The organism is Roseburia rectibacter, assembly GCF_014287515.2.
Classification (GTDB): domain Bacteria; phylum Bacillota; class Clostridia; order Lachnospirales; family Lachnospiraceae; genus Roseburia; species Roseburia rectibacter.
On the sequence record NZ_CP092473.1, the window covers coordinates 2,527,195 to 2,540,129 of the forward strand.

At 41.6% G+C, this 12,935-nt stretch carries 6 protein-coding genes and 2 pseudogenes; 2 read left to right on the forward strand and 6 right to left on the reverse strand.

From position 1 onward, the window contains the following. Positions 1-25: 25 nt before the first annotated feature. From H8S51_RS11935 to H8S51_RS11950, 4 genes and pseudogenes are all read right to left on the reverse strand, one after another. Positions 26-1,846, reverse strand: coding sequence for an ABC transporter ATP-binding protein (locus H8S51_RS11935; protein WP_241070697.1), 1,821 nt, complete (start codon positions 1,844-1,846; stop codon positions 26-28). After that, positions 1,839-2,339, reverse strand: a complete 501-nt coding sequence (locus H8S51_RS11940) for a MarR family winged helix-turn-helix transcriptional regulator (protein ID WP_117922676.1) — start codon at positions 2,337-2,339, stop codon at positions 1,839-1,841. Before H8S51_RS11940 ends, H8S51_RS11935 begins: the two co-directional genes overlap by 8 nt. A 1,123-nt stretch (positions 2,340-3,462) precedes the next feature. Next, positions 3,463-4,329: a PfkB family carbohydrate kinase gene (locus tag H8S51_RS11945; RefSeq protein WP_186900153.1), complete on the reverse strand. Its 867-nt coding sequence runs from the start codon at positions 4,327-4,329 to the stop codon at positions 3,463-3,465. Beyond that, positions 4,313-4,933, reverse strand: a pseudogene (locus H8S51_RS11950) (MFS transporter); the annotation flags it as partial. The pseudogene H8S51_RS11950 and the gene H8S51_RS11945, both read right to left, overlap by 17 nt. 53 nt (positions 4,934-4,986) lie before the next feature. Here H8S51_RS11950 and H8S51_RS11955 point away from each other — a divergent pair. Continuing rightward, the gene (locus H8S51_RS11955) at positions 4,987-5,274 is read left to right on the forward strand and encodes a hypothetical protein (protein ID WP_186900152.1); all 288 of its coding nucleotides are present in this window, start codon (positions 4,987-4,989) and stop codon (positions 5,272-5,274) included. Between the two features lie 256 nt (positions 5,275-5,530). Then, positions 5,531-5,995: pseudogene (locus H8S51_RS11960) on the forward strand (GGDEF domain-containing protein); the annotation flags it as partial. A 69-nt stretch (positions 5,996-6,064) separates the two neighbouring features. On the opposite strand, the gene H8S51_RS11965 reads toward H8S51_RS11960, so the two are convergent. Both H8S51_RS11965 and H8S51_RS11970 read right to left on the reverse strand, forming a co-directional pair. Continuing rightward, on the reverse strand, positions 6,065-6,994 hold the full coding sequence (locus H8S51_RS11965; RefSeq protein ID WP_186900151.1) for an RpnC/YadD family protein: 930 nt from the start codon (positions 6,992-6,994) through the stop codon (positions 6,065-6,067). Positions 6,995-7,504: 510 nt separating this feature from the next. Continuing rightward, positions 7,505-12,898 carry a leucine-rich repeat protein gene (locus H8S51_RS11970; protein WP_186900150.1) on the reverse strand — a complete coding sequence of 1,798 codons (5,394 nt, stop codon included), beginning with the start codon at positions 12,896-12,898 and terminating at the stop codon, positions 7,505-7,507. Between the last annotated feature and the right edge of the window lie 37 nt (positions 12,899-12,935).

Consider the following 12,935-nt stretch of genomic DNA (forward strand, 5'->3'; position numbering starts at 1 on the left):
TCGTTTTCTTTTTAAGTTGAAAATTTTATTCACATACCTGTACTTGTTCTGTCAGAAGCTTTTCTTTTTCTGACTTTCCGTTTTCTACTGTACTGCTCTTCGTCTGCTCCTCATAAAGTTTTGCATATTCCGGATATTTTTTCATTATCTCTTCATGCGTGCCAACCGCAGCATGCCCATGTTCCATCCAGATTACCTGATCCATTTCCGGGAACAGATAAAGTCTGTGTGATAACAGGATTACAATACTGTCTGAAGCCATCATCTTTAAGTTCGCATACACTTCCTGCTCTGTATTCCGGTCAAGCGCAGAAAAGGGATCGTCTAAGATCAGCACTGGTCTCTTATGACACAGGGTTCTCGCAAGTGCCAGACGTTTCGCCTGACCACCAGAAAGTCTGACTCCTCCATTTCCCACAACTGTATCCATTCCCTGTTCCATCTCAGCCACTTCTTTATCAAAGCACACTGCCTTCAGATAAACGGCGGCATCCTTATCCTCCCCTAACAGAATATTATTTTTTATACTGTCATCAAATAATTCCGGATCATGACCTAAATATCCCACTGTCCCGGTCAGTACAGAATTTTCCATTTTACTTAACTCATCACCAGCAAAACGGATGCTTCCCTTATAAGGATATTCACACAGAAACGTCTTGCCAAATGTCGATTTGCCGGATGCAACTGCCCCGGTAACACCGATGATCTGTCCCGGCTGTGCCGAAAAAGTAATATCCTCATAGATATCTGTTCCACCCGGATATGCAAAACCCAAATGGGAAACTTCAAGTTTTTCCGGCTTTTGAACACTGCTTTCGCCATCATTTTCAACACATTTCATGAGAGGTTTGATCCGCTTCCAGGAGACCTGTGCCTTGTGGACTGCATTAAAAAGTTTTGCCGCACTTGATGATTTAACGGAAAGTTTGGTAAAACAGGTAAGAAAGGTGGTAAATGCTGCCACATCCCAGGATCTCCATCCGTTTCCAAGTACGTTTTTACTTCCAAAATATAAAATAAATAGAACACCTGCCATAGAAATAACACGGTAGACCGGTGGAAATGCCGCACTCCAGATATTTACCCGCACTGCAGATTTTTCATATGCTGACAGATTTTTTTCATAAGAATCTTTTCGCTCCTGCTCACAGCCATAAACACGGTAAGTAATCGCATTTGACGCCCGGTCTAAGGTAGCTGCACTTAAAATCCCGGACTGCTCCTTATAAGCCGCCCCCGTCCGCTGTACGATTTCTTTCATTTTTTCAGCCAGAAAATAAGAAACCGGGGGAAACAGCATACTTAAAACAGCAAGTCTAAAGTCATAAAAGAGTAACATTCCGGCATATGCAAGCAGCGCCACTCCGGTATCAAATATTTCCGTAGTAAATTTCCGCATACCCTCCGCACAGTCATCCACATCAAGGATTGCCTTTGTCATGACATTTCCGGCACCTTCCTCCTCAAGTTCTGCCCTGCTTTTATGCACAAGACTGTTATAGAGCACATGCTTCATGCGCCGGTTGACATTATTTGCAAAACGTCTCACATAAAAACGCTTGATATATCTCGAACTCTGTACTACCACAATCGCGATCACATATGCTGCAACCAGTTTTTCCATGTCAGGAAACCCTGCTCTGCCTCTAAGGATATCCACCAGACATCCCGCCATTTTTCCCTCAAACCATGGTCCTGCAAGAAGTCCTAAATTATAGATCAGTCCGGAAACTGTCACTGCAAGAAGAACCTGCCACTCCATTTTAAAATAAGAAATAACCCGATCCGCCTGAAATCCACTTATTTCTTTTCCATTGCTTTCTCTGCCACAATTATCACTCATCCGTCTCACCATCCATTTCTGCCATGTCACTTTCCCCTGTTTCCACAAGTTTTGACACATCTTTAAACTCTGCTCTCCGCTGCTCCTTAGATCTCCAGTAAATCTTATCTAACGTTTTCAGAAATGGTACTTTCTCGTCTTCCGGCAGCTCTGCTAACAGCCATTCATAAAACACACTCTCAATATGTGCCTTTGAATTTTTTAATTGTTCTGCTTTCTCTGTTGCATACAAAAGCTGACTTCTGCCATCCTTAGGGTTTGGTTTCCGGTAAAGATAGCCTTTGCTCTCTAAACTTGCTGCGCGCCTTGCGGCTGCTCCTTTGTCAATCTTTAACTGTTCTATGACTTTTGCCTGTGTGACACCTGGATTGTGCCTGATAAAATGGATGAAATCAAATTCTGCTGTTCCGATTCCCTCTTCTTTCATCATTTTTAGTGTAAATTTAGATGCCTCACGCGCTATTTTTGTGATTTTTCTTCCTGTTTCATCCATTGCTGGTCTCCTTTTTCCAATTATCTGCAAAATTGAATTATCATCATATAAACTGCCCTGACAAATGATGGCTTGCGGGTGACATGAGTTTCCTCGTGTAGGGTGGTTCCGGGGGTTTTCGATTGGCAAATTGCATCAAGCCGGGACTCGTTTTGTTCCGTTGTACGAAAATAAGTCAATCTAAGGCTGCCTGGTATAGGTTGTGGAGGAGTGACGTGTGCGTCTTAAACGCCCCGTCCGGGGGCATTAAGACTTGTGCTGCCGTCCGTGGCAGCACAACACTGTGTTACGAACAGGCAGACTAAGATTGCCTAATTTTCTCCCAAAGTCACAAAACGGAACCCGGCTTGATGCGATTTGCCAGCCGTAAGGTTGTGAACCACCCTTCGTCGGGGAACTCATTTTACAACCTTGGGGGTGCGTAAATTTTTGTGACATTCACTTCAAAAAGGTTGAAAAATCTCGACGCAATCTGTTATATCTATGCTTTTAAACATACATACTTGGAATAATAATCTGCATTATTAGTCTGGTAATTTACGAAATGATTAATGTAATGCAACATAGCAGATGAAACTTCAGACAAGTCATCAGGCTGAATATTAATGATACAGCACATTAGGATTTTAAGCATATTCTCATTCGTGCGAATATCAAAAATTCACACCCGCGCTCCCAGTTTTGAGATGAACCGCCCGCCCAAATGGTGTTCATAACCTGAAGTCTGGCATCTTGCGCAAAGCCGAAGTAATTTTGTGACTTTGGGAGAAAATTAGAAAATCTTAGTGTGTCCGTAGGTACACAGTGATGTTCTGCCACGGATGGCAGAACAAGGCAGCATCGAGTCATGGATGACTCGTTGTTGCCGGTCACGTCACTCCGAGAAAATCTAACTCAGACACACTTAGACTTTTCTTATTTTCGTACAACGGAACCAAAATTAACTCCGGCTTTGCGCAAGATGCCATTCACAGACCTACGACACACCATTTGGACGGGCGACGCATGTCAACCACAAACCAGCATTTGGCGGACAGTTCATGTTTATTTTTTTACGCAAAAATAGATGTACCTACATCCAACTTGATGATAGTACATCTATTTTCATATGTCAATTATATTTTTAACACCCTGACTTCTGCATTAATGCCAGCACTTCTTCTTTTGACGGAATGGCAGGTATCCCATCTCTCTTTTGTACACACAATCCGGTAACCGCATTTCCCAAAACGGCACATTTTGTGATTTCTTCCCACTCCAGCTTCTCAATGGGTTTATTCAAAGAAAGAATCCCACATAAAACACCACCCCAGAACGAATCTCCTGCTCCGGTCGTGTCAACTGCCTTCGTTTTAAATGCTTTTATAATCTCTTTTCTATTTTGGGTTGCCATAAGCACACCCTTTTCTCCAAGTGTGACTGCAAGCAGTTTTGGTCCCATGGCAAGCAGTCTGTCCGCTGCATCTTCATAACTTTCTGCACCGGTCAGGAGTATACTCTCTTCATCGGACACTTTCATGACATCTGCCAGTTCTATGACCGATCTCATTTTTTCAACTGCGATTTCTTTACTCTTCCACAAAGATGGACGGTAATTCGGATCGTATGAAATAAGTGCACCTGCTTCTTTTGCCATTTTCACTGCTTTGATCGTTGCACCTTCCGCCGGCTCATCGGTCAGCGACAGCGATCCAAAATGGAAAATCTTACAATCAGAAATTAATGTTTGATCCAGTTCTTCTTTTCTTAACTGTGTATCTGCTCCCGGTTTTCTTGCAAAAGAAAATTTCCGTTCTCCAATTTCATCGTTTTCCACAAATGCCAGCGTTGTAAAATAAGCTGGATCTTCTATGACCGCATCTGTCAGCAGGTTTGCCGGTGCACCTCCTGGGTTTTGTTCAAACAGTTTTCTTCCATCCTGTCTGTATCCTGCTTCCGTAAAATTGATCAGCAGTTCGCCTAATGCGGCAATATCAACCTTTTTTTCCATGTTTCAGTTCCTCCACATTCTCGTTATAACGTTTTTTATTTAACCGGTAGAAAAACAGTACGACCGCTGTCACGATCCAAAGTATTCCTGGAATTGTAATAAATGCATGTTTCATAACAGAAAGTACTGCTGCATTTTGTGTCTGATTTGCAACATAACCGTATTTTCCAAGTAATCCTGCTAAAAGTGAGGTTCCGACCGCCATTCCAATCTTATTTCCCAGTGAAATAAACGCATACTGAAAGCCATCATTTCTAAGCCCTGTTTTCCTCTCCCCATATTCCACACAATCAGGAATGATCGCATAAATTGCAGTATTAAATCCAGAGAAGAAAAACTGTGTCAGACCGGATAAAGTATAAAAAACAACCGGTGATTCCTTTGCGTTAAAGAAAAACATTGTAAGCATTGCAATTCCTGTCAGTAATGCAAAAACAGATGCCGTTCTGCCTTTATTATTCAATTTGCGAAATACTGGCTGGAAACAGGCTGCCCCAATGATAGAAGGAATAATGATACACATGGAATACGTTGTATAATAAGAAGCATTCCCCTCCACGTATGTAAAATAATACAGAATGTCTGCGTTTCTTCCATATAAGGATTCGGGTGTCAAAAGGTGTTTTTTAATTTTTTGATTGGCAGATTGTTCTGCGCATGATGGGAATTACGGCTATTTCTAATGTTGCTGACTGCTGCGTTTTCTATCTTAACGGCAGTTATGGTATATTTTTAGAAATTCTTGTATTCGTAAGCGGCTCGTGGCTCTATTTAGGAAATGTACTGATTGGCTATTCGTGGGCACAATTTATAATGACGCACATGAATATCCCCTTTACAGATACACATAAGAAAATGTACCGGATAGTTGCACTTGTTGCCTGTATTCTGCTGGTCATCAACATTTTCTATCCGCTGGTATTTAACAGTAAGGATGGCGTATAGCAGAGGGGATCAGCGTATAGCATTTTCCTGTTCTTTGCATTTTTTTATATTTTGGACAGCCTGTATTTATATGGCAGGTGCCGCAAAAAAGTTGGTACGCTGAAACTGTTTCCTGTACGGGTATTTCTCGTTCCTATTATATTCGGGTTAGTTGTACAGGCACTTTTTGTAGAGATTGCCATTACATGGACATCCATTGCGATCGCGGGAATCATGACAGCACTGAAAAATGAAATAATTTTTTGTAGATCGTCTTACAGGCTTGTATAACCGTGTGTATCTGGAGTTTCTGCAAAAACAGGCTTGTAAGAAAAAAGGCGTCTGGGTCTCAGGTATCATGATTGACTTAAACGGTTTCAAGCAGATTAACGATAACTACGGACATTCTGAGGGAGATGCTGCACTGATCATTGTTGCTGATCTGCTTCGGAAATCATTCAGCGAATATGGCGTAGTAACCAGATATGCAGGCGATGAGTTTGTTGTAATGTTAAACACAACGGATGAGCAGTTTATCCCGGAACTGATTGAGCGCGCAAAAAAGAATTTTCAGGAAGAAAACCAGACAAATGACAAATCATATCAGTTATCAGCCTCTATGGGATATGCAGTCTCCAACCTGGGTGTCGAGACAATGGATGATTTTATGAACCGTATCGATAAGCAGATGTATCAGGATAAGCTGGTATATTATGAGAATCATAACCGCAGGAAAGGATGAATCATACTTAAACAAAACAGGAGAAAATCTTCACATAAAAGATTTTCTCCTGTTTTGTTATTACTACGCTCATCTGTCCATTATCGATTGTATCTGTTCTGTACTTCTGCCGGTTATTTCGGCGATTTTATCTATGGAATAACCGCATTTCGCCATATTGTGAATCATTTCTGCTATAGCTTCATTTTTACCGATTTCAATTCCTTCGTTTTTGCCGATTTCGATTCCCTCATTTCTGCCATCCTCTTTACCAGCTTCATATTCTGCCTTTCGGAGTTTCTTTTCTTCCCACTCTTTATCATACTCTAATATACTCACCATCTTTACCTCCGAACGATTCTTCCGAAGAAATTCCACTAAAATTCCTTCTTTGATGCATTCCGTGATCGCCCTCTCAACTGCATCATTCAGATTCAGCTCTGATGCATATTTTCGGACTCTCGCAACATAAATGGCATATTCCTTCAATGTCTGGCACTGCTCCATCAGTTCTTTGTTGTGTCCTTCGTTCACATTTAACATCAGAACTTTTAACTCTAAATCCGGCTCTCCTGCCAGATGCTCATATGCTGATGAAAGTTTCAGTTCCATACGGTCTTCTACGTCATCGGTTCCATTGTAAAACACCATAAACTTCGGTGCCGGAATCTTCTGCAGCTTTGACGAATATAGTGACTTATCGTTCACAAACTGCTGGTATTCGATTCCTATGTAAATCAGATCCCGCAATGGTATATTGGGATTGATCGTCGACTGATGTTCATAGAGATAAATATTCGTCTCTAACATAAATGCCAGGTCATTTTTCATTCCCATATAGATCGCGTTTTCCAACGTGACAATCTTAAGGGCTTCCGCATTCTGATAATGGCTTCCGGTCACTGCGTTGTACAGGGATAAGAGATTCTCTTTCTCTGAGAACAGCATACGGAATACAGTGTCTTTGTACTGACGGTTGGCTGTCGGTATCTTTTCTGATACCTGTGTGCTCTTCTTCATATTCGGTTCCTCCTGTGTGCAGGAGGCTCATCCAGATCTCCTGCTTTTCATTTTTGTGGATAAAAAGCATAGATTTCTGAAATGTTTTTGAAAGATAGACGGATGTATACATCCTGATAGTCATGCAGACAGAATTGCCGGATTCATAATTATGGCATCGGATAAATGTCCGCATCAATAGAAATATGCTTTGAGTTATTTTATCATACGTCATCCTTAGTATGCAACCAATTTGAAATTTCTTGTGCAGGTTGTACAAAAACAAAGTTACTGTTCACAGGTTACCCTGCGGACTGTAACTTCGCAGCCCCATATAAAGTTTTGCTTCGCAAAAGGGGCTGCTCACCCCCACATCATGTTCATACGCGCCTGAACAGCAAAGTGTTCAAGTGATAAGTGAACAGTAACAAAACAAGCGGCTATTTTTAAAGAAAGACAGGGTCCGGCTGAATATCAATCCGGACACTGTCTTCCCTGTCATTTTCTAATAGTTACACACTTTAAATTTTTCTATTTACTGACCTTAACTTTTTTCACGGATGAATATTTTCCATACACTTTTTTGCTCGTGGAATCCATTTTATAAGCCCGGATGCGCACATAGTATATCTTTCCTTTTTTCAGTTTACTTATGGTATAGGATGTCTTCGCCGTATTTTTCTTTGTAACCGCCTTTTTGAATTTTTTATCCGTACTGTAAGAAATCTCGTAACCTTTTGCGCCGGATACTTTCTTATATTTCAGTAAAATCTGTTTACTCTTGCTGTTTTTCGCAGACGTAAGAGAAGCCTTCGCCACTTTTACTTTTGTCCACTTTGCATACAAAATGTAATCGGATTTTGCGCTGCTGCTGATACTTGTGATCTTCTTTTTAAATTTTGCATCCGTATACCAGCCTGCAAATGCGTATCCTTTGCGTGACGGATTTTTCAGTGTTACTTTCTTTCTATAATAAGTTGACGGATTTGAGGCATTGTTTTTACCTTTATTCAGTTTGTAGGTAATTTTATATGGTACTGTAACCGTACAGGATGCCTGATAACTACTGTTTTCAGACGAAGTCACCATGATCTTCGTTCTGCCCGGTGCTTTTGCTGTCACACTGCCGTTGGCATCCACGGTGGCAATCTTTGTATTTGCCGATTTCCAGACTACCTTTTTATTGGAGGCATAAGATGGTGATACAGTCACATTTAAGGTTAGCTTCTCTCCTCTTTTTACCTCTGCTGATGTCCTGTCTAAAGTTATTCCTGTTACTTTCGCCTTTCCGGTAACAGTCACATAGCAGACTGCATATTCATCACTGCCATCCGTTGCCGCCGCCCGGATTTTTGCTTCACCCTCCGATTTTGCAGTGACAAGTCCGCTTGCAGAAACCTCTGCCACTTTCGTATCAGAAGAAGTATATTTGAGTTTTTTATTTGTGGCATCCGAAGGTGAAATATATGGTTTCAACTGATAGGTTTCACCAGCTTTTAATTCAATCTCATCCTCATCAAATTCGATCCAGTCTATCAGCTGCGGTACGGTTATCTTACAGGCAGCTTTTACATTTCCAGCCGTTACCGTAATGACTGCTGTTCCAACACCACAGATCTCCACATATCCGGTATCAGAAACAGTGGCAACCTCTTCGTTGGAACTTGTCCATACCACTGCATCTGTGAAATTCAAAGGCGCGATCGTCGCTGTCAGCTGGAAATCGTCATAGCGCTCCGCCGTTTTTTCTGTAATATCCAGACTGACTGAGGTTGCATGAATATCCTGTGTGACGTACTTGATTCCTTTTCCGCTTGCATAAGTCTGGGCATAGCAATCAGACGGACCGTACATCGTCATTTTCTTTGGATAGGAAAATGCATTTGATGCGATCAAAGTTGTGTTGCGCGGGACTGTGATCTGCGTCAGCTTCGTGCAGTTGACAAAGGCACTGTCACCGATCGTGGTCACATTGTAAGGAAGCACGATGGATGGCAGAACTGTGCAGCCGTAGAATGTCTGGCTCTCAATCTTCTTTAACTTGCTGCCTAATATAATGTCGGTCAGAGCTTCACAGCCATAAAATGCAGAACTTCCAATGGATGAAACGGTATCCGGTACCGCTGCCTTTTTCAAGGCTTTACAGTTTTTAAATGCGTTGCTTTCTATTTTTTCTACCCCGGATGGAAGTATTGCTTCCGGCAGGGATTCACAGCCAGAGAATGCGGAGTTCCCGATCATGGTCAGGGTGGATGGGAAGTTGATGGTGGTTAACTTTTTGCAATTGTAAAATGCGCTTACAGGCATTTCTTTTATGGTACTTGGCAAATGCACTTCCGTCAGGCTGGCGCAACCCGAAAACACGGACTTATCTATAGACTTAACAGTATCAGGAATATTTACTGTTGTTAGCGAAGTGCAGTTATAAAATGCTTCTGGCTCTATTTTTGTGACAGTATTTGGAATTTGTATTGACTTTAAATTCGTACATTCTTCAAATGCACTATCTTTTATTATTGTTACTGTATCGGGAATTTCTATTTCTTCTATTCCAGTGCAATGGTGAAACAACATTGTTGCTATTACCGTTGTTCCCTCTTCAAATTTTACTTTTTTTAACTTATCGCAATCTCTAAAGGGTCCATATGATCCATAAAATATATCGCAACTTGTCAAACTCTTTGGTATCTCTATCTCCGTCAATTTATCACAATTTCCAAACGCACTATTTCCCATACTCTCTAAATTTTTTGACAATGTTACATTTACAAGATTACTACACCCATAAAATGCTCCACCATCTATTCTCGTCACACTATCTGGTATCCTAATATTTGTTAATCCTACACAATTCTGAAATGCCTCTGGCTCTATTTTTGTTACAGTGTCTGGAATTTGTACTGACCTCAAATTCGTACATTCTTCAAATGCACTATCTTTTATTATTGTTACTGTATCGGGAATTTCTATTTCTTCTATTCCAGTGCAATGGTGAAACAACATTGTTGCTATTACCGTTGTTCCCTCTTCAAATTTTACTTTTTTTAACTTATCGCAATCTCTAAAGGGTCCATACGATCCATAAAATATATCGCAACTTGTCAAACTCTTTGGTATCTCTATCTCCGTCAATTTATCACAATTTCCAAACGCACTATTTCCCATACTCTCTAAATTTTTTGACAATGTTACATTTACAAGATTACTACACCCATAAAATGCTCCACCATCTATTCTCGTCACACTATCTGGTATCCTAATATTTGTTAATCCTACACAATTCTGAAATGCCTCCGGCTCTATTTTTGTTACAGTGTCTGGAATTTGTACCGACCTCAAATTCGTACATTCTTCAAATGCACTATCTTTTATTATTGTTACTGTATCGGGAATTTCTATTTCTTCTATTCCAGTGCAATGGTGAAACAACATTGTTGCTATTATCGTTGTTCCCTCTTCAAATTTTACTTTTTTTAATTTATCGCAATCTCTAAAGGGTCCATACGATCCATAAGATATATCACAGCTTTCCAAACTTTTCGGTATCTCTATCTGCGTCAAGCCATCACAATTTCCGAACGCACTGCTTCCCATACTCTCTAAATTTTTAGATAATGTCACATTTGATAAGTTAGTACAATTGTTAAATGAATATGCTTCAATTTCCGTCACGCTATCTGGTATCATCACCGTTCTCAAATCTGTCCGGTTCTCAAAAGCGCTATCTCCAATCGCAACAACCTCATGCCCGTCAATCTCCCCCGGAATATAAAGTGCCGTCGCATTTCCACTATATCCTGTGATCGTAGCCCTGTTTGCATCATCGAGTGTATAGGTATAAATCGGTACGATCGCACCGCCTGCACCTGCTCCTGCATCAAAATAGCTTCCTACGCCCGCCGGATTGAAATATCTCGAACCTGGAGATGTCCAATAACTTGTCCAGCCTCCCTGCGCGGCAAATTCTTTCCCACGCGTACATGATGTCCGAAGTACGCCGTCCTCAATATGATAGTACACGCGCACCGGACTGTTATTCTTTCCCCAGATCTCTATACTTTTGCTAAAGGTCTTTGATGCAATACCAACTCCGATCTTTGCACTTGCCCCCACTGATGCATACAGATATGCCGCCTGTGACGCACAGTATGTCGGTGTTCCGGAACTGTACCTTACGTATTTGATGTTCATACGTGCACCGGTTTTTGCATAAATATCTCCGCTGACAATTCCGAGCGTTGCTTTTGCGGAGAGTACAATACCTGTGGTCAGATCTGCTTCTGCTGAAAAGGAAAATCCTTTTTTATGACTGTTTCCAACTACACGGAATCCGTCCGAATACGCAAATCCGGCTTCAAATTCCTTTTCCACGGTAAGCGTTGCCTCCCCGGAAAGATTATATTCCATTGCCAGCGTCAGCATACCAACACCGCCGAGCGGCACTGCCCCCAGCGTCAGTGTATGGTTAATATCTTTAAATGCGTCCCCTTTTACATTGCAGGAGTACTCCATATCTCCGCTGACTGTAAAATAATAGTCATTATTTTTCAGCCTGTAACTTACTTTCATGTTTGAAATCACAACACTTACTGTCGCTGTGACATCATCTGAGATGGAAATCGTTTTATCTGCACGCAGGGTATTGTTTTTATAGGATATCCCCCTTGTCATACCTTCTGTGACTGTAACACCATTTACCACATATGTTTCTTCATCTGCCGGAATAAATTCCGTCATATCAACATCCAGTTCGCCCTGCTGGTCAACATTTAAAACCGCGCCATCATCCGCATCTGCGGTTGTAATATATGTCGTTGTTCCTTCTGTCCGTACACTTTCTGCCTTATATGCCATGACAATATCGTTAACATACACGGCAAATGTTGTTCCCTGTTTGATCGTAACCGGACAGTTTTCGATCATAACTATTCCGTCCACATCAATAGATACGGCTGTTCCCTTTGGTACAACAACTACTCCGGACGCAAACGTACAGGTATTTTCTTTTCCGGTCTCTATCTGCGCATCTGCCAAAACCTTTTTTGCATCCGCGATCATTGCATCATGTTCTTCCGTTGTAAGTGACTGTTCCGGGAGAAATTTACCGGCAGCAACCGTAACCCATCCTCTATCGATTGCGACCTGTGCTGCATCCTTATATGTAACATCTGCTGTATCCTGATAAGTATAACTGTCTGTTTCCGGCACAAAACCAAGCATCGCATTCATGGTCTGCGCTGCAAATTCACGTGTCACTGCATCTTCCGGTCGAAATTCTTCTCCTGCCTCAAGATCGATCATTCCGAACTCGCATGCCACCATCACATCACGATAAAACGAATCATCCGTTGATATGTCACTGTAATAATTATCCGGATAATTGTCCCCATCTACCGTAAGATCAAATAATGTTACCAGTTCCTGTACCCAGTCGATACGGCTGATCTCGTCACCTGATAATGCCCTTTTTAAAATCTCCTCTGTACTCTCCGTTTCTTCCGTAACGTTCTCTGTTTCAGCCTGCTCTGGCTCTTCTGTGACATTCTCTGTTTCAGCCTCCTCTGTTTCTTCTGTAACAACCTTCGTTTCTGGCTCTTCTGTCTCTTCCGTGACAATCGTCGTTTCTGGCTCTTCTGTCTCTTCCGTAACAATCTCCGTCTCAACCGCCCCAGACTCTTCTTCTGCCAGATGTCCGGCATTATGATCTTCTTCATCTGCCTGGTCTGTTTCTTTTTTCTCTGTCACTGTCGACTTTTCATCATCCTGTTCTGCAGTCTGTGTTTCCACAGTCCCTTTCTCTCTGAAACTGTTTTCTTCCTGTGTCTGCTGATAATCTTTCCCTGCCACATCCGCCAGCAGCATCTCCGGTGCCGCGGTCAATGTCATACAGGCACAAAGCAGCCATGCGATCATTCGTTTTTTCATAACTGTTCTCCTTTCACAGATATGTTTCTTCTGTAGT